Annotated in this window: 20 protein-coding genes; 15 read left to right on the forward strand and 5 right to left on the reverse strand. The window is 41.7% G+C overall.

What is annotated here, in order from left to right:
* Nucleotides 1-15 precede the first annotated feature (15 nt).
* The 3 genes from ACIPK1_RS11035 to ACIPK1_RS11045 form a co-directional block, all read right to left on the reverse strand.
* Nucleotides 16-168 carry a hypothetical protein gene (locus ACIPK1_RS11035; protein WP_008377957.1) on the reverse strand — a complete coding sequence of 51 codons (153 nt, stop codon included), beginning with the start codon at nucleotides 166-168 and terminating at the stop codon, nucleotides 16-18.
* A 493-nt stretch (nucleotides 169-661) separates the two neighbouring features.
* Nucleotides 662-1,537 (reverse strand): LysR family transcriptional regulator, encoded by an 876-nt coding sequence (locus tag ACIPK1_RS11040; protein WP_086299111.1) that lies wholly within the window; start codon nucleotides 1,535-1,537, stop codon nucleotides 662-664.
* Between the two features lie 458 nt (nucleotides 1,538-1,995).
* Nucleotides 1,996-3,501 (reverse strand): helix-turn-helix domain-containing protein, encoded by a 1,506-nt coding sequence (locus ACIPK1_RS11045; RefSeq protein WP_400450863.1) that lies wholly within the window; start codon nucleotides 3,499-3,501, stop codon nucleotides 1,996-1,998.
* A gap of 297 nt (nucleotides 3,502-3,798) precedes the next feature.
* Here ACIPK1_RS11045 and ACIPK1_RS11050 point away from each other — a divergent pair, with 297 nt between their 5' ends.
* Nucleotides 3,799-6,459 (forward strand): bacterial Ig-like domain-containing protein, encoded by a 2,661-nt coding sequence (locus tag ACIPK1_RS11050; protein WP_086299112.1) that lies wholly within the window; start codon nucleotides 3,799-3,801, stop codon nucleotides 6,457-6,459.
* Nucleotides 6,460-6,625: 166 nt separating this feature from the next.
* On the opposite strand, the gene ACIPK1_RS11055 is transcribed toward ACIPK1_RS11050, so the two are convergent.
* Nucleotides 6,626-7,201: a recombinase family protein gene (locus ACIPK1_RS11055; RefSeq protein ID WP_005232006.1), complete on the reverse strand. Its 576-nt coding sequence runs from the start codon at nucleotides 7,199-7,201 to the stop codon at nucleotides 6,626-6,628.
* Between the two features lie 180 nt (nucleotides 7,202-7,381).
* Here ACIPK1_RS11055 and ACIPK1_RS11060 point away from each other — a divergent pair, with 180 nt between their 5' ends.
* Complete coding sequence (locus ACIPK1_RS11060; RefSeq protein WP_142437668.1) at nucleotides 7,382-8,872, forward strand: helix-turn-helix domain-containing protein; 1,491 nt, start codon at nucleotides 7,382-7,384, stop codon at nucleotides 8,870-8,872.
* A 196-nt stretch (nucleotides 8,873-9,068) separates the two neighbouring features.
* On the opposite strand, the gene ACIPK1_RS11065 is transcribed toward ACIPK1_RS11060, so the two are convergent.
* The gene (locus tag ACIPK1_RS11065) at nucleotides 9,069-9,272 is read right to left on the reverse strand and encodes a hypothetical protein (protein WP_005232004.1); all 204 of its coding nucleotides are present in this window, start codon (nucleotides 9,270-9,272) and stop codon (nucleotides 9,069-9,071) included.
* 660 nt (nucleotides 9,273-9,932) lie between these two features.
* On the opposite strand from ACIPK1_RS11065, the gene ACIPK1_RS11070 reads away from it, so the two are divergent.
* The 13 genes from ACIPK1_RS11070 (at nucleotide 9,933) to ACIPK1_RS11130 (ending at nucleotide 24,908) form a co-directional block, all read left to right on the forward strand.
* Complete coding sequence (locus ACIPK1_RS11070; RefSeq protein ID WP_144330646.1) at nucleotides 9,933-13,541, forward strand: immunoglobulin-like domain-containing protein; 3,609 nt, start codon at nucleotides 9,933-9,935, stop codon at nucleotides 13,539-13,541.
* Nucleotides 13,542-13,617: 76 nt separating this feature from the next.
* The gene (locus ACIPK1_RS11075; protein WP_008377972.1) at nucleotides 13,618-14,112 is read left to right on the forward strand and encodes a hypothetical protein; all 495 of its coding nucleotides are present in this window, start codon (nucleotides 13,618-13,620) and stop codon (nucleotides 14,110-14,112) included.
* Nucleotides 14,109-15,362, forward strand: coding sequence for a nucleotide sugar dehydrogenase (locus tag ACIPK1_RS11080; protein WP_087664711.1), 1,254 nt, complete (start codon nucleotides 14,109-14,111; stop codon nucleotides 15,360-15,362). The genes ACIPK1_RS11075 and ACIPK1_RS11080 overlap by 4 nt, the downstream gene beginning before the upstream one ends.
* 40 nt (nucleotides 15,363-15,402) lie before the next feature.
* Nucleotides 15,403-16,137 carry a YveK family protein gene (locus ACIPK1_RS11085; RefSeq protein WP_016611294.1) on the forward strand — a complete coding sequence of 245 codons (735 nt, stop codon included), beginning with the start codon at nucleotides 15,403-15,405 and terminating at the stop codon, nucleotides 16,135-16,137.
* Entirely contained in the window at nucleotides 16,137-16,778 is a 642-nt protein-coding gene (locus tag ACIPK1_RS11090) for a CpsD/CapB family tyrosine-protein kinase (protein WP_008377979.1), read from the forward strand. Before ACIPK1_RS11085 ends, ACIPK1_RS11090 begins: the two co-directional genes overlap by 1 nt.
* A gap of 13 nt (nucleotides 16,779-16,791) precedes the next feature.
* Nucleotides 16,792-17,439 (forward strand): sugar transferase, encoded by a 648-nt coding sequence (locus tag ACIPK1_RS11095; protein WP_008377982.1) that lies wholly within the window; start codon nucleotides 16,792-16,794, stop codon nucleotides 17,437-17,439.
* Nucleotides 17,439-18,185, forward strand: coding sequence for a WecB/TagA/CpsF family glycosyltransferase (locus ACIPK1_RS11100; protein ID WP_008377984.1), 747 nt, complete (start codon nucleotides 17,439-17,441; stop codon nucleotides 18,183-18,185). Before ACIPK1_RS11095 ends, ACIPK1_RS11100 begins: the two co-directional genes overlap by 1 nt.
* The gene (locus ACIPK1_RS11105; protein ID WP_008377986.1) at nucleotides 18,182-19,435 is read left to right on the forward strand and encodes an O-antigen ligase family protein; all 1,254 of its coding nucleotides are present in this window, start codon (nucleotides 18,182-18,184) and stop codon (nucleotides 19,433-19,435) included. The genes ACIPK1_RS11100 and ACIPK1_RS11105 overlap by 4 nt, the downstream gene beginning before the upstream one ends.
* 8 nt (nucleotides 19,436-19,443) lie before the next feature.
* A complete protein-coding gene (locus ACIPK1_RS11110; protein WP_144330648.1) occupies nucleotides 19,444-20,859 on the forward strand; it encodes a lipopolysaccharide biosynthesis protein in 1,416 nt (471 codons plus the stop codon).
* Entirely contained in the window at nucleotides 20,856-21,887 is a 1,032-nt protein-coding gene (locus ACIPK1_RS11115; RefSeq protein WP_144330649.1) for a glycosyltransferase family 4 protein, read from the forward strand. Before ACIPK1_RS11110 ends, ACIPK1_RS11115 begins: the two co-directional genes overlap by 4 nt.
* A 32-nt stretch (nucleotides 21,888-21,919) precedes the next feature.
* A complete protein-coding gene (gene wecB / locus ACIPK1_RS11120; RefSeq protein ID WP_400450869.1) occupies nucleotides 21,920-23,017 on the forward strand; it encodes a non-hydrolyzing UDP-N-acetylglucosamine 2-epimerase in 1,098 nt (365 codons plus the stop codon).
* Nucleotides 23,018-23,031: 14 nt separating this feature from the next.
* On the forward strand, nucleotides 23,032-24,492 hold the full coding sequence (locus ACIPK1_RS11125; RefSeq protein WP_142437671.1) for a helix-turn-helix domain-containing protein: 1,461 nt from the start codon (nucleotides 23,032-23,034) through the stop codon (nucleotides 24,490-24,492).
* Nucleotides 24,493-24,545: 53 nt separating this feature from the next.
* On the forward strand, nucleotides 24,546-24,908 hold the full coding sequence (locus tag ACIPK1_RS11130; protein WP_008377996.1) for a DUF7006 family protein: 363 nt from the start codon (nucleotides 24,546-24,548) through the stop codon (nucleotides 24,906-24,908).
* Nucleotides 24,909-24,941 lie beyond the last annotated feature (33 nt).

Raw genomic sequence — 24,941 nt, forward strand, 5'->3', positions numbered from 1 at the left:
GAAGACAGCGATTCGTTAATAATTCTTTTTAAATTTTGAATAGGTGTTTTTTACAACGATAACGATCAGATTGATCACCATCGACAAACAAAGCGTCCCTAAGAGAATGGCCAGGATCACACCTAATGTGTCTCTTAGAAAGCTGAAGATCGCTTCAATGATAAACATAGTTTTTCCTCCTTTTCTCATCGTCTATTTTTTCTGACAATTGCAAAAATAGGCTCCTTGAGCAATAACTGCCTGCTACTAAAAACATGATCGAACGGTTTTCAAGTCCAGCCTTTTTTGGTGATTGTTCTTTTCCAAAGTAGAGTATACATTGGAAAGGATGAAAGAACGTTTCTATTTTTTATAATCGGTAAAAAATTCTGAAATGTAAAGAACAACAGTGGCTTTTTTATCTCCTGCGGATAGCATGAATAATCGTACCAGTTTGCATAAAAAAAGTAAAATGATAACAAAAAGTGAGTGGCGAAACAAGAGGTAATCATCTGATTGAATAATAATAAGCGAAATGAAAAGCTATGCTGCACAACGTCTGTAGAACAGAAAGAGGTTGTGCGGCTATTTGTTTTCACGCTGCTTCTTTGCTGCTAGAATAAATACTATCATTTTTTTTTGAAGAATAACTGCATAAAAATCGATCTTGATCAAACTGGTTTTATAACAATGACAGTAAGCGCATTTTTAACTCAAAGACAAACTTTTTTGTAATATTCGGGAAAAGTGTCAATGGTTGCTTTGACAGTAAGCCAATCGTCATGCGGAGATTCGGTAAAGGCAGTGATAAAATTTTTACTTGAGCGCATGTTTGATCAATGATCGAACGCGGGACTAGACCGCAGAAGCCTGTTTGTTCAATCAAATAAGGAATCGTCGTGCTGCTGCTGACATATTCCCATTGGAGCGAAGGTACACACTGGTCAAGGTAGCCCTCGATATTTCTAAGTGCAGGACAGTCACCGCCGGAACTGTATAGATGGATTCCTGTAAGGTCGGCTAATTCCTTAATGATCAATGGGTTCGTGATCGAAGTGATGCAGCAGATTTCTTCTTGTAAAAGTTCTTCATAGACAAAGGAATCTTCGTGAGGAAGTGAGCATAACGCAAAATCAATACGATTTTCTTTTAATGCATCGGCTAATGCCAGCGTGGATCCCACCATGATCTCGAATTTTATTTTTGGGTATTGGTGGGAAAATACATGGAGAAGCTCCGGTAAAATCAACATGTCATAAGGGGGGACGATGCCCATCCGTAAAGAATATTCGACTGTGTTCGAAGCATTGAGCAACTGTTCTTTGACCTCCTCCCACTGAGCGATCAGACCAGGAACCGCCTGTTTCAACAATTCACCTTCCAACGTGAGTACATTGCTTTTTCCTTCCAAAAATAACGCTACTTCTAACTCTTCTTCTAACTTTTTGATATGGTTCGTAACCGTCGATTGGGCATAGTTTAATTTAGCAGCAGCTTTCGTAAACGTACCTTCTTCAACGATCGTTTTAAAGGAGTGCAGCTCTTTGATAAAATCCACATTGGTCCCCCTCTCTTTTTACCTATTATACAAAAAAGGAGCGGGGAGAAGATTTCTTTTTTTTCTAGTAAATAAAAAAAATAGATACAAAAGTTATTTAAAACATGCAGTCTGTTTTGATCGTATGTTTCTTTGCTTTTAAAATAACGCTTTTCACATTTGGGGCTAAGAGTAGCTGCTAAAATTTCTATCATAAAAAATACACCAAACATCCCAACTTTTCAGGGATTACGAGCAGCACACGAAAACAAGACAATGAATTTTTACGCTGCGCTTGAAAAGAAAAGCGTTTGTTAGGAGAGGAATCTTGAAAAAAGGTCTGATTTTTTTCGGATGTGAAAAAAATAGACACGCTAAGAGAAAAGAAAAATGGATACTTAGGAAAGGACTAAAATAGCAAACCATGCAATGAAAAAACTGACGGCGCTTCCTTGAAGAAGGCCGACAGTTTCCTTAGGTCAATGAATCGGTGTGATTCTTGGCTGAATCAGCTGTTCAATCGTTTTGTGGATGATCGTCCAGTCCGAAAGGGTAGGAACATTGGAAATTCGTAGTTGCTTAAATTTGGGGTTGTTTTTCAGATGCAAGTCAAAATTGCTAACGATCAAATCAATTTCTCGATGGAACAATTCTTGTTCATCAGGAGCCACTTCAAAAAAATAACTGATTTCTGTATGGTCATTTTTGAATAGCTCTGTTGATGCGGCTAAAAAGGCATCTAATCCTGCACCACCTTGAAAAGCAAAGGCCACTTTGAGATGTTTTTTCAGCTGATTGCTAGAAGAAAGTTCGCTTAACAAGGTCAACGTAACTGCGACATGCTCTAAGTGAGTAAACGAAAAGAAACGACTTTGTTCATTAAATTGTTTCAACCATTTATTCCAAGCAAGGTAGTCCGTCTTGAATGTCGCTTCAACAAAGGTTTTGATCTGGGGATCGGCAAATTCGTAATTCGCAGAAATCATCGTTAACAAGCGGAGATTTACGAGATATGCGATGATTTTGTGTGATGCTGCAGGAAGGATAGCTATTCCAGGTTTCTTTAAAAAGGCAGCAACTTCTGCGAGAATTTCTGGTTTCTCTGTATGGTGAAAAATGTAATCCGCCTCGCTTTCCCCATTAATATCCATCGTACTATACGAAATGCAGTGGAGAGCATTGAGGAAGATCCAAAGGAGTTCTTGTTGCGGCAAGTGGATGATCCGATATTTTTTCAAATAATGTTCGTTTAATATTTTTGAGAAAACAGCGAAGCGTTCTTTCTCTAATAGATTGCGTTCTAAAGACGGTGGCAATGTCAAAAAGTAAGAATAGCGCCACCTACGCTTGGCAATACTTAGCCATAGGGCAAGTCGATAATGACTGTAATGCAAATCTTTTTTGTTGGCTTCTTTTGCTTTTTGGACCAGAAGACGCGCATCTGCAGGGCTGTCTTTATCTAAGATCGTGCTATCGCCATAAGCGGAGAAAAAGACAAACAGACAAAAGCGAATATCGGCTTCGGTACCGATAAAATCAAGATGATTCGTTGCGATGGTCACAGAATAGGTTTGTAAAGATTTGTTCATATAACTGATCGTTCGCAACAGATGACTGCGGGAATAGCCAAATTCGATCGTTGCTCGGTGAATAGAGTATTTTTTATTATCAATGATACTAGACATGATTTTAAACTCCAACGTTTCCATGCCCAAAAGCTGAATGGCAGAATTGATTGAAGCATTTGGTGCATACTCAATCGAAACGATGTTGGATCCAGAAAGTTTGATCTTGACCAGATCTTTCGGCAAACTGTCGCTTAAAATACTTAATTCTTTAGAGACTGTAGGCAAGGAAAGTCCCAATAATGTCGCCAACTCTTGCGGGTGATACCCTGCGGGTGCTGCATTTAGCACTTGCAGAATTTTTACTTGACGAGAAAATGCCTTATCTCGATGTAAGTTGATGGATAAATTTTCTAACATTGATGTCACCACCTCTTTCAAGACCCTGTGGGAGCGATCAGCGATCGAATATAAAAACCATTCGTTTTAAGTAAATTATATAATACTCTGGGCCATTCAAGAAGTCTTATCCCTTGAAAATTGAAGGAATTCATGTTAAAGATGCGGCGCCCACATATTTTTGCGAAGGACAGTCATTTAAGGAATTTATTTTATAGAAAACACCCCTGCCAGTTGCAGTCAACCAAAATTTGGACAGATTGGAACGGAAGTAAGTGTGAATAAAGTTTGGAAAAAGAAAAAGGAGAAAAAGTAAAAATGAAAAAACGCGTAGTTATAATTAAGAGAGGTTTAATAGGGATGCTGATTTTAGGGACAACCTTTCCAAGCACATGGCCGATCGCTCAGGCAACAGAAACACAACAAACAGAGCAGCAAACACCATTCATAGACTCATCGGTTCCCTTGCTGGCAGATTCATCAGGAAGCATGAACACAGGAGAAAAGACAGATACCCAAGAAGGAAATGCTGACGTCATATCTTCTGAAACAACCGAAAGTGAAGTGGTGACCACCACTTCAAACTCAGAAACAAATCAATCTAACGCAGCTGATGTTGCAGAAAAAACTCAAATTTCAGTTACTGCCCCATCTGCTGAAACCAATGTAGAATCTACGGATAGTCAACCTCTCGCTGCAGAATCAACGAAGAGTATCGAGAGTTTCAACTACGATCTGACTGTAGAATATGATCCGATCAAGTATAAAGCACTGGTTTTGGATTTGCCAATCCCGGAAAAATACGCACACCAAACACTATACCAAGACCCGCAGCTGACAGAAGATTTTTATGTCTACAAAACGGATAAGGTATACATGCTAGTGGGACTATGGTATACAAGTGAAGTGACTGGTACCAATCAATTAAATATATCTTGGACAAGCTTCACAGGTTTTACGATCAACTATTACGGTTTAACAGCGGTTTTAGAATATACCGACGCTAACGGTAACCTTTTGTTTACAGCAACATATAATATTCGCTTTACAAATAGCCATCTGACCATTAAATATGTGGATGAGACTGGTATGGAAATCTATCCTTCCCAAACGATCAATGATAGTACCAATGAGCCTTATGATGTCTCTACAAGTGCGTTTATTCCACAAATTCCGGGGTACATCCTTGATACCAGTCAACTGCCAACGAATGCAAAAGGTGTTCTTCCTCGTGGCGAAGTAACGGTGACGTACGTCTATCAAAAAGCACCGACTGACTATACCAATCTGACCGTGAAAGATACCACGATTTATGAACAGGATACATGGACAGCGGCGGATAATTTTGAGCAAGCTATTTCAAAAGAAGGCAAAACTTTGACTTATGAGGAATTTATTGCTGAGGGTGGTCGTGTTTCCGGACAAGTAGATACTAACAAAGCCGCTACGTATAAAATCAGTTATCAATTGAATCATGTGAGTAAAGAAGCAACGATACTCGTAAAACCACGATTCACTGCGATTAAGGTTCATGATTCTTCGATATACGTCGGCGATGACTGGGCCGCAGAAGATAACTTTGATCAAGCCGTAGATCGGGATAACAACCCAGTTTCGTTTGCGGATGTGAACGTTGAAGGAAGCGTAGATACTAAAAAAACGGGGTCCTATGAGGTAGTTTATCGTTATGATGGAGTAGCATCAAAAGCTGTGATCACCGTCAAAGCTGACCAAACCAAGGTGACTGCCCATGACAGCGAGTTGTACACAGGGGACAACTGGAAAGCTAAGGATAATTTCGATAGTGCAACAGATAGAGATGGTTCATCTGTTGATTTTGGGGATATCACTGTCACGGGGACTGTCGATACAACGCAAGCAGGAAAGTACGAGGTCACTTACAGCTATCACGGCGTAGAAAGCAAAGCCACTATCACCGTCAAAGCCAACCAAACGGCAGTCAAAGTCCACGATAGTGAGTTGTACACAGGGGATAACTGGACAGCTAAGGATAATTTCGATAATGCAACAGATAGAGACGGTTCATCTGTTGATTTTGGGGATATCACTGTCACAGGGATTGTCGATACGACGAAAGTAGGCGAGTATGAAGTTATATACAGCTATCATGACTTAGAAAGCAAAGCCCTTATCACCGTCAAAGCCGATCAAACTACAGTCAAAGTCCACGATAGCGAGTTGTACACAGGGGAAAACTGGACAGCCAAAGACAACTTCGATAGCGCAACAGATCGGGATGGTAAACCTGTTGATTTTGAAGATATCACCGTTACAGGAAAAGCAGACACAACGAAAGCAGGCGAGTACGAGGTCACTTACATTTATCGTGGTGTAGAAAGCAAAGCCACTATCACCGTCAAAGCGGATGAAACATCCCTAAAAGTCCACGATTCAACGATCAAGCAAGGCGATGAATGGTTGCCAGAAACAAACTTTGATTCTGCCACCGATCGTGATGGCAAAAAAGTAGCCTTTTCAGAAGTAGAAGTCAATGGCACAGTGAACAACAACATAGTCGGTCAATACACGGTTTCCTACCATTACGGAGCAGTGATTGCCCATGCCGTGATTACTATACAAGCAAAAGTCAGCGAAACACCTGACGAAACGCCAACAGAAGTACCAGAAGAAAATCGCCCGGAAAGTGAGTCGCCTGGGACTGAATTTCCTGAAACTGAAGCGTCTGATCCAATAACAGAAGAACCAATTAAGGCACGTCCTGAGACAGAGACGTCAGAAACAAACGATGATGAGAAAAACGAAAAACGTCCATCAGAACAATCAGACAACCCCTCAGCAACAGGACAGACAACACCGATCAAAGCAAGCAAACAATCCACTGTTAAGCAACTGCCAAAAACAGGAGAAACAAGCAGTGTTTTGCTAAGTGTTACAGGTATCCTATTCTTAATCGGCGGGTTGGTGCTCTTGTACCGTAAGAAATCATGGAGAAAATAACAATAGGATCGACAAAAGAGCTAGAAGAATAAAACATACAGGACGAACAAGCTGGATGAATTGCTTTAAGAGAGAACAAAAAAGCAATCACAAACATCAGCAATGTTCGTCCTGTTTATTTATATAGTGAGCAGCCGAGAGTACTAAGTTTAGCCAGCACTTGTATTTATGAAACGATCTCCTCTTTTTCCAGACTAAGATAACGATAAAAAGTTGATCGTTTTAACCCTGTTTGGGCACAGATATCCACAACAGCTTTTCCTTCTTTTTGATAAAGGTTCAATGCGTGTTGAATCAGTCCAGGATCGATTCGTGGGCGACCACCGATATTTCCTCTAGCACGAGCGGATTCTAAGCCTTCTTTGGTCCGTTCGACGATGATGTCTCGTTCGAATTGGCTAAAGGCTTGGAAAACAGTCATCATCAATTTCCCTTGTGGGGTTTGCGTATCAAAATTTTCTTTAATACTGATAAGCTTTACTCCTTTTTTTTCAAAAAAGTAGACAAGATCAATGAGATCTTTGGTACTTCTTCCTAGTCGCGAGAAACTTTCAATGATGATTTTATCGTTTTCTTTCACTCGTTTTTTTAATTTATTTAATTCAGGACGATTCGCACGAACACCACTGATCTTTTCCGTATAAATTTTATTGCACTCATACCGGTCAAGTAAATCTAACTGACGCGAGAGATCCTGTTGTCTTGTGGAGACACGTGCGTACCCATAAACCATATTTGTCATACGAATTCCTCCAGTTGCACAAAAATAAGTCTACATAGAGAATACCTTGTTTGTTCACTTAAGTACACATTCAAGAAGCTTCTTAATGTGAATTTGGGAAATAGGAAGGTTTTTTTATGCACCTAAATATTGTACTATAGTAAAGACACTAGTCGGTGAGGAAGAAACACGGAGGGGAAAATGAGAGAATTGCAGTTAAATTTTATGCTAAATAAGACGACCGTTCGCTGGCTTCAAATGTTAAATACTTTTGAGCGAGAACGGACTTGTTCCATCGCAAGTTTAGCAAACAAACTTGATGTGACCCAACGGACGATCAGCTCGGATATCAAAGAATTGAAAACCTATCTACAAGAGGCAGCCGAATTTTCGCTTGTAGCCAATGGCTATCATTTTAGGGAAACGAATCCGAAAAAATACTTGTCCCAAAAAAAGGAGCTTGTTGCAGAAGAAGGAATGTATCAAATCGTGGAAGCCATTTTCCACGGTGAATTCTGTTCGGTTGAAGAGTGGGCGCAGCGCTTGTATGTATCAGAAAGTACGATGCGTCGTTATTTGAATACTGCTTCTGTGACGTTGCGAAAGTATCATGTGGAGTGGATCTTGCAACCGGTTAATTTGAGTGGCTCCGAAGCCAATATTCGCAAGTTCTTTAAAGATTTTTATTATGAATCAGATGTCACCCCTCATACGCTCTTGCCCCCCAAAGAACTGATTGCACTAGTCAGTGATGTCTTCTCAGAAATTCCCGCAGAGCTGGTGAATACAGGCGTTTCTCCGAGTGATTTTTATTATAGCTTGTATATTGCGATCAAGCGTTACCAATTGGGAAAGACGGTTCAGATTCCTCAATCGTTGGCAAAAATCATCGAAACCCATGAGGCATTTGCCGTAATGAATGACTTAGCACCTAAAATCGAAGCGCTATACCGAGTAAGACTGCCGCAACAAGAAATTATGTGGCTTTATTTAGTGACCGTGATGAAACGGACTTTGACCGAGCCTGAAAAAGAGCAGCAATTCGTTGCATCGTTTGGACTGTATCCTGAACTCGAAGAACTGAGTCAGCGCTTCGTTCAAGAATGGGGCATTTCCTTTCAAGAGCCCCAACGGGTCAAGACGATGATCCACGCCTTTTTCCTGTCAAAGAAAATCAATGAGCAACTGGCGCCCGTTTTAAATCACTTGCTAACAGAAGTAAAAAATGAAGCGCAGAAGCATCGTTCTGCCGCTTATCAAAGGAATCTGGCATTTATGAAGCAGCACCAAGCGATTCTTGGGATCAAGCAGGAGTATCTGGTAGATATTTGTGCGGCACTGACCCTTTACAGTGAAGCAATCAGGGAGCTCTATGCTCAAAAAGTCAGACGGATCGCATTGATAATAGAAGGCGATCTCTATGCCTGTCACACGATTCGTGCGCGCTTTTTGCGTTATGTCGGCAATGATCATCTGGTATTTTTTCCAAAAATCAATGAATTGACGACCGATTATTTGAAGGGAAATGCCATTGATCTTGTGGTTACAAATTATAGTGAATATTTATCAGAGTTCATCTTATCGACTGATTATCTTTTGCTCAAAGCAATCCCCGATCATCAAGATTGGCAAAGAGTGATTGAAAAAATCGATCCTCAGTTAGGGCAAGCGTTAAACGCTCCCACAGCCTAATATACGTGTTGAAAAAGAGCATGACGAGGACATGTGTGGATAAATTAAAAGGAAAAGCCGCAACCGTTGCGATCAACGGTTGCGGCTTTTATTCGTTCATCTAATAAAAAAGGGAGTTATCTGAAAATAGGCCCACTGTTCCTGAATACCAAAAGATTGGGTTATTTTGGTGAAAGAACAGCCTACGTTGAAACAGTTAGTTGGCATTTACTAGTTTATCAAAAATTGCTTCAAAGGTTTTGAACGTATCACTATCTAACTGACAAAGCCATAAAAGGTAGCTTTTTTCTTTGAATGTCCATTCGATCGAAGGGTAAGAGGCAATCAAGGCATGGTATTTCTCTCGTTGTTCACTGGTAGCTAATAACCACCGCTTCTCAAAAATCTTTTTCTCTTCCATTTTTATCTATCCCCCATAAAGAAACGTTGCCTGAAACTTCACTAACGGGCAACGTAAATCTAATGATATGCAGATCTATGTTTAGTATACCAAAGAAAAATGAATTTTTTTAGAAGATGTGTAAAATTACATACAATTTCTTTTATTTTGCTTTTTTTGGGACCTTTTTTGAAGAAAAGAAGCGTTCTGTTGAAAGGAACTGTTGTTAAAAATGTTTGTGATAATACTAAGAATTAGTAGGCAGAAACCTTGTATCCATCGTATTGAGTCAAGTAGTTACAGGTAATAACAAAAATGGACGATCCTTTTTAAATGATAAGGAATCGTCTTTTTTTATAACACTTTTTTTTGCACAAACTTTTAAAATGCCTTATTTAAAAAGAAAATGAAAATCAATTTATTCATACAGGTTTGCAAATCTTGATTTATCGATTGATAATCAACCATGGTAAATTTAATCTCGTTAAAAACGATAAAATTTCGTCAAAAAAGCATTATTTTATAGCTCTAATTTAGGTTTTTAGAGAGTTTGTATCGAATAGGTTGTTCCGATAAGAGCTATAACTGATTTTTTTCGAGGGAGTAAGAAAGGGTGACTGATAAAAACGTGAAATGAATCTTTAAAGTACAAGAGAAAGAATAGAGAAAAAGGAGTTACTTATGAATAACAAATTTAGTAAAAAAGTCACAGGTTTATTGTTGATTAGTCATTTAACTTTATCGGCGTTGCCAATAAATGCGATGGCGACAGAAAAAACTGATAATTCTTCAGGAGTGACACAAGAGAGAATAGAAGCTCCAAATTTATTATCAGATAGTGAAGCAACTCAAAGCACAGAAAATGACCATACAGCAACCAATGAGCAAGCAGTTCAGGAAACAGAGGGTTCTCCTACTGAAAGTGAAGAAGCTCAAACAGAAGTTTCTACTGAGAACTCTTCAGAAAATAATGAAGTCGCAGAAAATGATGAACAAGCGGATGCACCAAATGAAGAAACCTCAGAAAGTAATTCTAACGAATCATCAGAAGACGCTGCTGAAACCCGTTCAACAAGGGCAAGTGTCCAAGTAACATCTGATGCTGAATTACGGACAGCGTTAGCCAATGCGACGGTTACACAAATCAGCTTAGCCAATAACATCACGATGACCAGTAGTGTGACATGGACAGGGACGACCAAAACGATTGAAGGTAATGGTCATACGTTAACCTTCGGGAATAATGTTCGGTTGTATGGAAATACGGTAAATCAAGGATTAAGTATCAGAAATGTGAGAATCGTGGCTCATGCAACAAATACGATCTATCAAAATAGAACGTCCAGTGTTTCCTTCACAAACGTTACTCATGAAAATAGTCATGCAACGGGGCGCTTACTCTATTTAGCCGCTAGCAATTCTTCAGCTAATTTCTTTGGCGAAAACCGATTAAATGCAGGTTCCTTGATTTGGGCTACTTCGAATGTCCGAATGAATATCGGCAGTGGTGCTTCTGTAGTTGCAAATAACAATGGAACAGCTCGTGCGATTTATCTTGCAAGTGGTGGTCGAATTGATTTAGGTGAAGGCAGTTTATTAGACGTTACTCAAAACAATCCTTCAAATACAGCAAAAGCAGTCTTGATCGAAGGAAGTGCCTCAAGCGTAGTAGTTAATTCGAATGCAACGTTTAAGATCACAAGTGCGCCAAATACGCAAAAAACACAAGAAGCATTGGGGTTGCGAGGTGCTTTGACCGTATTATCTGGGGGAACACTGGATGTCGTGGGAAGAAGCACGTATTCAACGGTAAACGTTGGACAATCAAGCACTTTCCACGAAGGATCAAATGTTCGAATCCAAAACAATCATACGAATGGAACCGCAATTGGGTCCTATCCAGGAACAACGAACTACACGATCCACTCATCGACAGGAATGCAAACTTGGAGAAGATCAGCTGATTTTTCAGGAGAGCCCAGCTTTAATTATCCAGAGTTTAGACAAGGTTCTTTCTCACTAAATACTTATACGAACAAACAAGTTACTTCGCGGATTGAATCCAATGACTCAATCTTCAACGCAACATTCAATAGTTCTCAAATCGGAAAAATCGCTTTTGGTGACTTTGTGGATACCGCAACGATTCAACAAACGACCATTGACGACTTAACCACAAGCTCAACGCACATTACGGGGCGAGCTGAGCCAAATGCCGATTTAGCAGTCACTATTGAAGGACAAGGAAGTTTAACGGGACGCGTTGCAAGTGATGGAACTTATCAATTTGCGATTCCGAACGCACCATTAGCAGTTGGAACAAAAGTGACTGTTACCGCAACGTCCAATGGTATTCAATCGGTTGCAGAAACAGTTGTAGAGGATAGTGAAAAAGAAACGATTGCCGAAACAACGATTTCCGAGCTAAATACTGACTCCACAAGTGTGACGGGAACGGCTGAGCCGAATGCTGAGATTACGATCAAAGCCGGTGACACGATCATTGCGAATGGACGAGTGGGTAGTGATGGCATCTATGCATTGACGATTGAGAAACAACAAGCTGGTACGGTAGTTACCGCCCAAGCAACCTTAAATGGCATTTCATCAAATATTGCAGAAACCATGGTTGATCGAGCAACGATCGCCGAAACAACATTGAATGAGGTGACAACCACATCCACTACCGTTAGCGGAACAGCCGAACCAGATGCACATGTGGAAATTACTATAGGCGATTCTGAAACGAAAAATGCCACTGTTGACAGTGATGGCAATTTTGAAGTAGAGATTGATCAACAAGCAGCGGGAACAATTATTACTGCTCAAGCAAGCATCGATGGATTGCAATCAAATATTGCTTCAACGATCGTTGTCACTGATCCAGCAAACACTGAAGGCACGATTACACCAGCAAGCTACAATGTTTCTTCGGCCGATCAGTTCCTGAGAGGGTCGTATACCGGTGATGTTGTATCTGCCCGTGTGTATGTAAATGGATCATCCGTTCGTGGTGGGAATTTTGCTGATGGTTCGTTTGAATTCTTTATCGGCAATCGCATCCAATCCGTAGATGATGTCGTAGAAATCGAAGCCTTGGATCAATATGGCAAAGTACTTGATCGGACAACCGTTGAATTAACTAGAGATTTGGCTGGTTCGATCACACCGGATCAATACCGTGTTGGCGAAACAATGATTACAGGGACCTTTACGGGTGATGTCAATTTTGCACGTTTAGTGATCAATGGCACGCCTTCTAATGCATGGGGTGGTACCTTCAATGCCGATGGCACCTTCTCGTTTTATGTAGCGAATCTTGGAATCAAAGCGGGCGATAAAGTTGAGATCCAAGCGTTGAACCGCCAAATTAACGGTAACACGGAAGCCATCGAAGTGCTAGAAACCAAAGAAGTAACAGTGATTGATCAACTTCAAGGGACGATCACACCGGATCAATACAGTTACACCGATACCATGATTACGGGAACCTTTACGGGAGATATCAATTTTGCCAACTTAGTGATTGATGGACAGTCAGTAGGGAACTGGGGTGGCACATTCAATAAAGAAACTGGCCGCTTTGAATTCTTTGTTCACGCACAATTTAGAGAACAGATCAGAACGGCAACGAAAGTAGAATTGCAAACCTACCATCGTGAAACAGTCGATGGACAAACGATTGATCATAAGCTGGTGTTGCAGCCGATAGAAATCGTCAAAGCAGCAGGCACGATTCAACCAGCAGCCTTCAAAGTGACAGAGAGTGAAATTACTGGAACCTTTACAGGCGATGTGAATTTCGCCAACTTGATCGTTGATGGACGTTCAATTTCATGGGGAGGCACCTTTAACACCGCAAACCAGACGTTTACTTACTTTGTCAATCAAACGACCCGCGACTTGATTCGCGATGCGGAAACAGTTGAATTGGTTGCTTACCATCGGGAGGTTGTTAGTGGCCGTCCGGTAGACACCGAATTGGATCGCAGTGTAGTCACTATCGACAAAGAATTTGTTGGCACAATTACGCCAAACCCTTACACATTAGGTGATCGAATCGTTACGGGAACCTATACAGGAGATGACATCAACTTTGGTCGACTTGAAATTGATGGCATGATCCTGTGGGTGAGCGGTTTTGCGGATGGTACCTTTACCGCCTACTTGAACCAAGAACAAGCCAACAGTGTGACAAAAGACAGCCAGATGACGATCTATGCATTGCATCGCTTTGCTGACTTAAGTACACGAGAGATTGCACAAGCAACCGTTTCAATCACAGAATAAGAAACAGAAACTACGAGAGCCCCTTGTACCTTGCCTGTTGCAAGGGGCTCTTCATTGATAGAAAGAGAGAAAGCAAATGAACATGAAGAAAAAAATCGTTAGCCTCTTTAGCCTTGCCCTCATGGGGAGTTTTTTAGCGGCTTGCTCGACGGATGACCAAGCAAAGACGGATACTACCCAAGGCAGCGAACCAATCGAACAAATCACGGATCAAAGCAATGCCGAGCCGCAATCGATCATTGGTGGATTAAAGATCATCATCGACAAACAAGAAATCAATCAAAAGAAAACAGAAGATGGGGAACAAGTATTACATACATTTACCATCACAGCAGAAAATATGGGATCAGTTGCCGCTGGATTAGGTTCGATTGATTTTCTTTTAGAAACTGAAGAGGGAGAATTTCTTGAACTTGATCATACCATGGCGATGTTTGGCAATGAGATCGCTGTAGGTGAAACCATCACTGGACAAGTTTCCTTTGCTTTAGAAGAAGGACAAGTGGCGAAAAAACTGATTTATAAACCCGGTGAAGAACAATTAGCAGAATGGGATGTTAAGAGCGAATGAAGGTAAACGTTATTGGATTGGGGTATATCGGGCTACCCACAGCACTTACTTTTGCAAACCATGGGATTGAAGTCGTTGGGGTTGATGTGTCAGAAACAGTCGTTCAATCACTTCAAGCAGGTCAGGCACCAATCGAAGAACCCGACATTGATCGCTATCTAGCACAAGCTTTAGCGAAAAAGACATTCAAGGCACAGTTGGTACCAGAAAAAGCGGATGTCTTTATTATTGCCGTACCAACGCCAAATATCGCCGATCAATTTGGTAGTTGCGACTTGTCCTACGTGAAAGCGGCGATGGCTGCTATCTTACCCTATCTTGAAAAAGGCAACACAGTCATTGTTGAATCGACCATTCAACCCCGCACGATGGAAGACATCGTTGGACCCTTTTTTGAAAAAGCAGGTTATACCATTGGAGAAGATCTCTATTTGTTGCATTGCCCAGAGCGAGTTTTGCCAGGGAAAATCTTTGAAGAGCTGGTGATGAACAATCGAATCATTGGTGGCATGACGAGCGCTTGCACCCAACAAGGCAAACGCATTTATCAGTCCTTCGTCAAAGGAAACGTGCTGGAGACTTCTGCAAGTATCGCTGAGCTATCGAAATTGATGGAAAACACCTATCGCGACTTGAACATTGCACTAGCCAATGAATTGGTCCAAATTGGGGATCGCCTAAACATTGATGCACTCCAAGTGATTGAGTTAGCCAATCAGCATCCACGGGTCAATATCCATCAACCGGGACCTGGTGTCGGCGGTCATTGCTTAGCAGTCGATCCGTATTTTGTTGTCGCGGCAGCACCTGATGACGCGAAGTTAATTCAATTGGGGCGGATGATCAATACAGAGATGCCTGAATTCATTATAAAAAAAGTCGAAGAGATCTTAGCGATTCATGGTGGAAACAAAATCGCGGTCCTAGGGTTGGCGTATAAGGGCAACATTGACGATGCCAGAGAAAGTCCGGCTGTTGAGATCGCCAAAAGATTGAAACAAAAGAAAGCTCTGCAAGTCACTACCTATGATCCTTATGTCGCCACTTCTGATGTTGCACAAATTGAAGCAGCACTAACAGACAGTGATCTGGCATTGATCCTCTGTGACCATGATGCCTTTAAAGACATAGCGCCGGCAGCCATTCAAGCGATGAAACAAAAAATCGTTTTTGACACGAAAAATATTGTGACAGGTAAAACGAGGTTCGAGGCTGCCTATTCTCTTGGGTCATTACCAAGCGCCCAGTAAATGGTTTGATTGCTATTTCTGTTATTGAAAGGGAAAACCAATGAATAAAGAAATAAATATGAAAAAATTGAAGCAAGTCCTTCAGCAACGAATAGGCTGGATCCTCATGATCATTAGTATTCCCTTACTAGCGATGTTGCTTTATCTAACCCTGTTTGCTGAACCCATTTATCAAAAAAGTGCACAGTTGCTGATTAGTCAGTCAGAAACGATAGCTGGCAATCGTCTGGAAAACCAGACGATTCAGGCAGACCTTCAACTCGTCAGTACCTATAGCACCATCATCATGAGTCCTCGCATCTTAAATGAAGTCAGTGAGGCGCTAGAGGAAAGCTACGATGTGGCTGAATTGTCGGAGATTTTGAGTGTTACCAATGCCACCAACTCGCAGATCATCGAAATCAACGCTTACCATCAAAGTCCGAAGATCGCAGCCGAAATCGCCAATACGACCGCCAGCGTTTTTAGTGAAGAGATCCCTAAAATCATGAACATTGATAATGTCACGATCTTAGCAGAAGGAACCGTTTTGCCACAAGAAACGCCTGCTCGTCCAAACAAGTTTTTGTTGTACAGTTTGACCACTTTTTTAAGTCTTCTTTTCGCTTTTACGTATGTGTTCCTCCTGTTGGTTTTTGAGCGCAGTTTTGCTTCGAATACGGAAATCGAAGAGGTCTTAGGGGTAAAGGTCATCGGAGAGATAAGCAAAGAAAAACGAGTTGCTTCGTTTAAAACCATCCAGTCGAGAAGCTTTAGAGGAAGGAAGCGTGTGTGATGCGTAGCATGAAGGAAAATTATTCCATCATCAGCGAACAAGTCAAGTTGATTCGCGAAAATGTCGACTATTTATGCCAACAACAAGATGCTCAAACGATTTTGATTACTTCAGGAGAAAGCGGTACGGGAAAATCCACGGTCTCGGCAAATTTGGCGGTCGCCTATGCCCAAAAAGGGAACCGAACCTTATTGATCGATGCGGATCTGCGTAAACCCACCCAACATTATTTGTTTTCACAAGAAATGCACGTGGGCTTGTCCAACTATATCCGACGGGACATCTCGATCGAAAGCTGTGTCCAACAAGTGATTTTAGAAGATTGCGAATTTTCAATCATCACTAGTGGAGCCATTATGTCAAACCCTAATGATCTGCTCGCTTCTTCGAAAATGACCGCAGCCTTGCAAGAGGTCAAACAACTATACGATGTGGTCATTATTGATACGCCACCAGTCAATGTCGTTTCGGATGCCTTGATCCTAGCCAAGAAAGTCGACGGTGTACTTTTAGTCGTTCATGCGGATAAAACGAACAAACAATCCGCAAAAAATGCCGTCAAAAAGCTACGCCTAGTTAACGCAAACATCTTAGGTGTCGTGGCGAATGGCACGGACACGGGTGAAAATTACTATTATTAAGGAGGGAAACTTTGTGGAAAGACCCGCTTTAGACAAGCAGTCAAGGGTTCAAGCGACTAGCTATTTACGTTGGAAACGCACGATAGAAACTATCTTTAGCTTGGGCTTATTAGTCGTCCTTAGCCCGCTGTTACTGCTGATTTGTATAGGGATCAAATTTTCTAACTGGCAGGCACCGATTATTTTTAAGCAAGTTCGTGTTGGCAAAAATGAGGCCACGTTTGTGATGTACAAATTTCGAACGATGGTGCCTGATGCCGATCAATTATTAGGGCGATACCTTGATAAAAACGAAATTGAAGGGGCCATGTTCAAGCTGAAGAAAGATCCGCGAGTGACGCGCTTAGGCCGTTTTTTAAGAAAAACGAGTCTTGATGAACTGCCCCAATTGATCAATGTCTTGAAAGGGGAGATGGCACTGGTCGGCCCTCGTCCTCCTTTAGAAAGAGAAGTCGTCAGTTATTCAGAAAAAGACAAGCAACGATTGTGTGTCACACCCGGGTGCACAGGGTTGTGGCAAGTCAGTGGACGAAACGAATTGAGTTTTCAAGAGATGGTCGCATTGGATCTCTATTACATCAATAACCTGAGCTGGTTATTGGACTTGAAAATAATTATGAAAACGATTGGCGTTGTTTTCTTACCCAAAGGAGCATTCTAATGGAGCAACAAGTACGTGTATCACTTTTAGGCAGCAATCTCGATTCCTTAAACTTTCAGGAAACCATTACTAAGATCGAGGCAATGATCGAACAGGGGATGCCCGCACAGCATGTTTCAATTAACGCGGGAAAAATAAACTTGATGCGAAAAGATCCCTCGTTGCGATCGATCGTCAATCGGGCAGCTTTGATCACGGCTGATGGGCAGTCGATTGTCTGGGCAGCGAAATATTTAGGGTGCCCGGTACCAGAAAGGGTAACAGGCATCGATCTTTTTCGTGAGCTGGTCAAATTGGCAGCAGAAAAAGGCTGGCGTCCTTATTATTTAGGAGCAACTGCCGAAGTCGTAGAAGCCGTCGTCAAACATGACCAACAGCTCTATCCCGACCTGAACATAGCGGGTTTTCACCATGGCTATTTTTCCGAAGTCGAATCATTGGACGTGGCAAAAGAGATTGCACGGACGCAACCAGACTTGCTGTTTGTCGCTTTTTCTAGCCCGCAAAAAGAGATTTGGCTCGATACATTCAGCGAAGTGTTGCAAGTGCCATTTGCGATGGGCGTTGGCGGCAGCTTTGATATCGTCGCAGGCAAAACCAAACGAGCGCCTTTGTGGATGCAGCGGGCAGGTTTGGAATGGTTTTATCGCTTTGCGCAAGAGCCAGTCAGGATGTTTGATCGCTATATCATAGGAAATTTACGCTTTTTACAGTATGTGTGGGGAGAAAAAAGAAGAAACGCATGAAATCAAAACAGCAAAGCCATCACCGCTTCTTCCTGGGGATTGTGGCCATTTTTCCGATAATCGACGTCTTAAACGGCTTATTTCTAAGTCTGGGCATTCCTTTTCCCATTGGCGTGTTCTACCGTTTGCTGTTCTTTTTGTTCTTAGTGATTATGATCGTGACAGAAAAGATTCCCCATAGCTACTATACATATTTAACGTATGGGTTTATCGCTGTGACGCTTACGATTTTTCTGTTACAAGCACTTTTTCTAGGGTACAGCTGGCAGTGGGTGATCGAGGATCTATCGGTGTATATCAAATACCTCTTATGGGTACTGATTCCTTATTATGTCTATCAACGAAAAAACGACTTCTCCAAACTGCACTACGACAGCTTGTTTATTGTTATCAGTGTCTGCTTCACCTTGGGGCTACTGATTCCTTATTTTTTAGGGCTAGGCTACCAAACTTATGACAATTCTGATGCTGGGTATAAAGGCTATTTCTTTGCCAATAATGATACGAGCTTTGCCTTTATTGTTTCAATCACCTTTACAGTCCAGGCACTAATTGTTTCGATCAAAGAACAGACCCATAAGTTTTCACTGTTTTTGGCTAGTTTATTCGCTGGAAATTTCGTCTGTTTGGTCTTGGTCGGTACGAAAACCGGCGTGTTTTATGGTGTCGGTGTGTTGTTCTATCTTTTAATCCGATTGGTGCTAGGCATTGAACGTAAAGCATTTCTGCAACAATTGTTTATCTGGTTTATGAGTTTTATTACGATTGCTTGGCTGCTTATTCAAGGACTACCATTGCTGATCCAAGCCGTCGAAGGAACCTATCTTCGCATGGTGTATTTTTATCATCTTTTCGACGGGGACTTGATCCGGCTATTTTCTAGTTCAAGAAGTGATTTTTTGATTGGTGGGATGAACGCCTTCTTAAATGATGAGGCCCGACACTTTACCATGATCTTTGGCCAAGGCTTTGAATACCGTTTGGCACACTTTGGTCGTCTTGGCTTAATTGAAATGGACTTCTTCGACACCCTTTTCGGGCAAGGCCTACTGGGAATAGCGTTATTGCTGCTAATGCTCGCCTATTTTGTCTATTTGGCCTTTCAGCCACGAAAACGATCGGTTTATAGTTTTGCCTTGATCGTGGTGCTTTTTTATAGTTTTTTTGCCGGGCATGTTTTGTATTCGGCATTGTCTTCCACCTTTTTAGGATTGATTTGTGGAGGCATTATTTTAACAGAGAAAGAGTGAACAACTGATTGAAAAAATTACTTTTGAGGCTGGGCTTTTTCTCCCTCGGTTCGTTAGGTTCGGCGGTCTTAAACTTGGTGCTTTTGCCCGTAACGACCAGCTTTTTGACACCCGAAGAATATGGGAAGACCAGTATGTTTTTCCTTGCACAGACCTTTTTGATATACGTGATCTATCTCGGCTTCGACCAAGCCTTTACGAGGGAATACCATGACCACGAAAACAAACGCGAGTTATTGCAACAAGCGATGCTCGTCCCGTTGCTCGGTTCATTTTTCTTTCAGCTGATCCTAGTGGTTTTTGCGGCAGATTTTTCGCAGCTTTTATTTGAATCTCCACAGTACACCCGTGCGATTTATTTATTTGCTCTTTCGTCGGGACTGCTGATTTTTGAACGGTTTCTTTTGTTAACGGTTCGAATGCAAAACAAAGCGATCCAGTTCTCCGTTTACAGTATTTTGGTGAAATTCATGGTCTTGTTCATCACGTTGCTGTTTCTCTATTTTGGTCCGCCGACGTTTATTACGGTGGTCTATGGCATGCTCTTCGGTCAGATTATCGGTGATTGTCTGTTGATTCTGGCAAACCTGGCGCTTTTTATGCCGCTCATTCGCCAAATCGATCGCAACCTGATCAAAAAGCTGAGTCGTTTTGGCTTGCCGACGGTAGTGGGAACGTTCCTCTATAGCCTGTTAATGATTATCGACAAAATGATGCTGCGCTATTTTGCTGATTTTGCCGCTTTGGGTATCTACACGGCTGCATTCAAAGTGGCAAGTGCCTTGATGATTCTACAAGTTAGTTTTGCCAATTTTTGGATTCCCACCTCCTATGAATGGTTCAAAAAAGGCAAACCATTGATTTATTACGAACGAGTCAGTCACTTTATCATGTTCGTCTTGTCGATTTTCTTTTTACTGATGGTCTTTTTCAAAGAAACGATCGTCATCTTATTGTCGCAAGACTACTTAGAGGCCCAGTACTTGTTTCCCTTGTTATGTTTTTATCCCTTGATGATGACGATCAGTGAAACGACCAATCTCGGGATCGTTTTTTATAAGAAAAGTCATTTGAATATTGCTGCCTCTTTGCTGGCGGTCTTAGCCGCATCCCTTGGTCATCTCCTACTCGTACCGACAATTGGCGCCACAGGAGCGGCTTGTGCTACGGCATTAGGGTACTTGGTCTTCTTTTTTGCCCGTACATATTTTTCGATGACCTATTGGCAGGGGTTCTCAGTCAAACGCCAAATCAGCCTTTCGATCATGCTGTATTGCTTTGCGCTGTTTACGGCATTCAATCGGACTCTTTGGCTGGAAAAGAGCCTCGTTTTGCTGCTGATGCTCTTCGTCGTTGTTCTTTATCGCAAGGAACTAAAGCAGGTAACTAGATTTGTACAAGAAAGGAAAATCAACAAAGCATGAATATCTTACTTATCGGTCCAGATCCAGCAGCAAAAGGGGGGATCGCAACGGTCATTCATAATTTCCAAAAAGCAAAAGCGCCAGAGGACGTGCGTTTCGTCGTCCATAAGACTTGGTCGGAAAAAGGAAAATATTGGACGCAGCTCAAAGCGTTTCTTACGTTTCGTCGGCACATCAAAAAAGAAAGGTGCCAGATCCTTCATTTCCACGTTGCGCAAAAGGGCAGTTTCTATCGCAAGAGTTTGCTGTTGTTGCTAGCACCAAAACAGTGCAAGACGATTTTTCATATGCATGCTTCGCAATTTGACCAGTTTTATCAAAACAGTCCTTCGTGGGCAAAGTGGTGGGTCCGTTTTACCTTAGCTCGGGTGGATCAGCTCGTAGTGCTAAGTAGTAGCTGGTCAGCATTTTACCAAACGATTACCGATACCTCAATCGAGGTCTTGCCAAATGCGGTAGCGGTGCCGGAGGAATCCTTTTATGACCCCACCGCAAAATGGATCATCACTCTTGGCAGGATCGGGCAAAGAAAAGGCAGTTTTGATCTGTTGGCAGTTGCAAAAGCAATGGCTGTTTCCTTTCCCGAGATTCGCTTTATGTTATTTGGCGATCAAGAAAATCAACAGGTTGCCCAACAGCTCCAAGAAGAGGCTCTCACCAATGTGTTCTTAAATGAGTGGGTAGCAACCGATGCGTTACCAGCTGTTTTTCGTAAGGCAGCCATCCATTTTCTCCCTTCTTATCACGAAGGCTTGCCGATGGCGATCTTAGAAACCATGGCGGCAGGTATCCCCAATGTAACGACGAAGGTCGGGGGAATCCCAGAGTTGATCCAATCGGGTGAAAACGGCTACCTAGTAGCTGCCGGTGATATTCAAGCAATGATCGAGACGTTGAGCGGTCTGTTAGCTAACGAGGAAGAACGAATCAAAAGCGGCCAACAAGCCAGAGCAACGATTGAGCAACAGTATGCCTTAACGTCGTATATGAAGCGCTGGCAGAAGATTTACAAAAAGCAACTTGATTAATGCTCAAATTGCTGAAAAAAAGGAGAAGTACGATGCAAAAAATAAAGGTATTATCTATTTTTGGTACACGACCAGAAGCCATCAAGATGGCACCGGTCATAAAAAAACTAGCAAATGATCCACGCTTCCTATCAAAGATCGTCGTGACAGGGCAGCATCGAGAAATGCTTGAGCAAACATTAGCGGCGTTTGAGATGACCCCTGATTACGACTTGGCTATCATGCGAGAAAATCAAACCTTGTCTAGTATCACCAGTCGTATTTTAGAAGGACTCGAAGGTATTTTTCAATCAGAAGAACCAGACGTAGTGTTGGTCCATGGCGATACGACGACGGCAGTGGCAGCTGCGCTGGCCGCTTTTTATCAGCAGATCTTGATTGGTCATGTGGAGGCTGGGCTACGAACAGGTAACAAGAATGATCCGTTTCCAGAAGAAATGAATCGCCGGTTGATTGATCAACTAGCAGATTTTCTCTTTGCACCGACGGATCAAAGTCAGGTTAATCTGTTAAAGGAAAATCATCCACAAGACCGCATCGTCGTTACTGGCAATACGTCTATTGATGCTTTGTACCACACCTTGGCACAAAAAAAAGACCGAAAGCCAATTAGTGAAAAAAAAATCCTTTTAGTTACAATGCACCGGCGAGAAAACATTGGGCAACCCATGGAACAAGTGTTTCGTGCACTAAAACGGATCGCTGTTGCTTATCCCGCACTGACGATCGTCTTTCCGATGCATAAAAACCCTCGTGTCCGTACACTAGCCAAGCGCTATTTAGAAGGGCAGCAAAATATTGAGCTGATCGAACCATTGGATGCCCCTGCATTCTATCAGTTACTGGCAGGCAGCTACCTTGTTTTGACCGATTCAGGAGGGATTCAAGAAGAAGCACCCTCCTTGGGGATTCCTGTCTTGATCGTACGTGAAACGACGGAACGCCCAGAAGGGGTGGCAGCAGGGACTTTGAAACTTATTGGTACCCATGAGGAGCATGTGTATTCAGAAATCGTTCATTTATTGTCTGATGAGGCAGCATACAAACAGATAGCGCAAGCCAAAAATCCCTATGGAGATGGACAAGCCAGTGAGCGCATCGTGGCTGAATTAAAAAGTTATTTCGAGTAGAGGAAGGCGAACCTATGAGACAATTCCAATCATCTTTTGTCATTAGTAAAACGACGCTAAGGTGGCTACATTTGCTAGAACATATGGAGCACGCTTCTCATACACCGATCCGTGGGTTGTCAAAAGTGATCAAAAGCTCTAGCCGAACCATCATTGAAGATCTACAAAACATTAAAGAGTATTTCGAAGATGCTATCGAAATGGAAACGTCAAATAGTGGCTATCAGCTACAAGTCATCGATACAGAAAGCTACTTAGAAAAAAAACGGAATTTGATCAGTAACGAGCCGTTGTTTCGCATCTTTGAGAGCATTTTTTTAGGGGAAATATTGACCATCAATGAGTGGTCAGACATTTTGTTTATTTCCCCTGCCACGTTGATGCGGTATTTTCGAAAGATCGACCCAATTTTAGCACAGTACCAACTGACATTAAATAAAACCACCGTTGATCTTATTGGTGAGGAAGTCAATATTCGCCATTTTTTTCTGAACTTTTATTATGAATCCGATAGTACGCCGCATACCGTATTTCCGCCGTTGATCATTCATGAGATCGGTTTAAACTTGAAAAAAGAAGAATTCGATAACAATTTCTCTAATCTTGCCTTTGAGGAAATCAGTTACATGCTTTATATCATTTTAGAGCGAACCTCTCATGGCCATTACGTCACGATCGATCCAGCCATCGTCAAGCAATTTCGTAAAGAGTATTATCTTGAGCTGAAAAAATTAAAGACGATGCTATCGAACCATTTGCAAACGACGATCGCCGAAAAAGAAATCATCTACTTTTATGCGTTATCGATGGGAAAACGGACGGTGTTTGATATTGATATGGAAAGGGACTTTTGCAACAAGTTAGGCAAAGACTCGCAGATCCTGCAACTAACCCAACGTTATCTAAAGGAGGCAGGCGTACCGCCGTATGCGCTGGAATATAGTACGGTTTTGATCCAGTCGTTTTTTGCGACGATCTTACTAAAAAATAAACTTTCACCGGTCTTGAACAAAGTGATTCCCGATTTGATCTCATTTGTAAAAAAACATTTTCCAGAGGAAATGGCACAAAACACAGCGTTCTTACAAAAACAATTCAAACAACTGAAGTGTCTGTCTTTAGACATGATCGTAGATATCAGCGCAGTGTTTACCATTCATATGGACTGCGTGAAAGAATTGTACTGGGGGAAGCCTAAAAAAATTGCGTTCCTGTTAGAAGGGAATCAATTTATCTCGCAACGAATTCAGGTCACTGCTCGTAAGTATCTAGGCAGTTATCAGAAACTCTTTTTTCCGAATGTATTAGATATCAATCCCGGCTATTTTGAGGCGAACCAATTTGATATCGTCGTCACAAATTATAATGAGCATATGTCGAATTTTTCTTGTTCTGGCGTGTATTTATTGTTCAATAAAATCCCGAACTCAACCGATTGGCGCAGACTCATGTCATTGATCGACTTTAAACTTTAACAATGGTCCAGGTGCAAAATAATTCTCAGATGAAAGATAGGAATGATGCAATCATGATGAAAAAAGGACATATGACACCAGAAGCCTATTTAAAAAATTACAGCGAACTTTGTTACTTGCAGGAATTTCCCCTAATCAAACAAGTATGTACAGAGTTGCAAACACGATTCAAAGAAATTTGCTATACCGAGTACGATAATGTGCTACAACAAATGGCGGATTTGCTAGAAATCGATGCCCAACTGCAAATGTTTTTAGATTTTTTCCGACACGACTTTTTTAAAGAAATCGAATTAGCAGAAGAAGAGATCGTCGAAATGATCAAAAAGGACAAAAATGTCTATTACCGACAAATGGCAGGGATCGGCACAAACCAGAAAGCGCCCCATGGCTTGATTTATCTCAGCGAGAAATGAACACTGTGATCGCTGAGATAAATCAGAGTGTCA

This window comes from Enterococcus sp. NPDC086594 (assembly GCF_044746145.1).
In the GTDB taxonomy this organism is placed as follows: domain Bacteria; phylum Bacillota; class Bacilli; order Lactobacillales; family Enterococcaceae; genus Enterococcus_D; species Enterococcus_D entomosocium.

Coding starts and splice junctions, on each gene's coding strand:
- ACIPK1_RS11080 (WP_087664711.1), top strand. CDS start 14,109: ATGAAGGTAAACGTTATTGGATTGGGGTATATCGGGCTACCCACAGCA.
- ACIPK1_RS11115 (WP_144330649.1), top strand. CDS start 20,856: ATGAATATCTTACTTATCGGTCCAGATCCAGCAGCAAAAGGGGGGATC.
- ACIPK1_RS11045 (WP_400450863.1), bottom strand. CDS start 3,501: ATGTTAGAAAATTTATCCATCAACTTACATCGAGATAAGGCATTTTCT.
- ACIPK1_RS11125 (WP_142437671.1), top strand. CDS start 23,032: ATGAGACAATTCCAATCATCTTTTGTCATTAGTAAAACGACGCTAAGG.
- ACIPK1_RS11065 (WP_005232004.1), bottom strand. CDS start 9,272: ATGGAAGAGAAAAAGATTTTTGAGAAGCGGTGGTTATTAGCTACCAGT.
- ACIPK1_RS11085 (WP_016611294.1), top strand. CDS start 15,403: ATGAATAAAGAAATAAATATGAAAAAATTGAAGCAAGTCCTTCAGCAA.
- ACIPK1_RS11130 (WP_008377996.1), top strand. CDS start 24,546: ATGATGAAAAAAGGACATATGACACCAGAAGCCTATTTAAAAAATTAC.
- ACIPK1_RS11070 (WP_144330646.1), top strand. CDS start 9,933: ATGAATAACAAATTTAGTAAAAAAGTCACAGGTTTATTGTTGATTAGT.
- ACIPK1_RS11050 (WP_086299112.1), top strand. CDS start 3,799: ATGAAAAAACGCGTAGTTATAATTAAGAGAGGTTTAATAGGGATGCTG.
- ACIPK1_RS11090 (WP_008377979.1), top strand. CDS start 16,137: ATGCGTAGCATGAAGGAAAATTATTCCATCATCAGCGAACAAGTCAAG.
- ACIPK1_RS11105 (WP_008377986.1), top strand. CDS start 18,182: ATGAAATCAAAACAGCAAAGCCATCACCGCTTCTTCCTGGGGATTGTG.
- ACIPK1_RS11035 (WP_008377957.1), bottom strand. CDS start 168: ATGTTTATCATTGAAGCGATCTTCAGCTTTCTAAGAGACACATTAGGT.
- ACIPK1_RS11060 (WP_142437668.1), top strand. CDS start 7,382: ATGAGAGAATTGCAGTTAAATTTTATGCTAAATAAGACGACCGTTCGC.
- wecB (WP_400450869.1), top strand. CDS start 21,920: ATGCAAAAAATAAAGGTATTATCTATTTTTGGTACACGACCAGAAGCC.
- ACIPK1_RS11100 (WP_008377984.1), top strand. CDS start 17,439: ATGGAGCAACAAGTACGTGTATCACTTTTAGGCAGCAATCTCGATTCC.
- ACIPK1_RS11075 (WP_008377972.1), top strand. CDS start 13,618: ATGAACATGAAGAAAAAAATCGTTAGCCTCTTTAGCCTTGCCCTCATG.
- ACIPK1_RS11055 (WP_005232006.1), bottom strand. CDS start 7,201: ATGACAAATATGGTTTATGGGTACGCACGTGTCTCCACAAGACAACAG.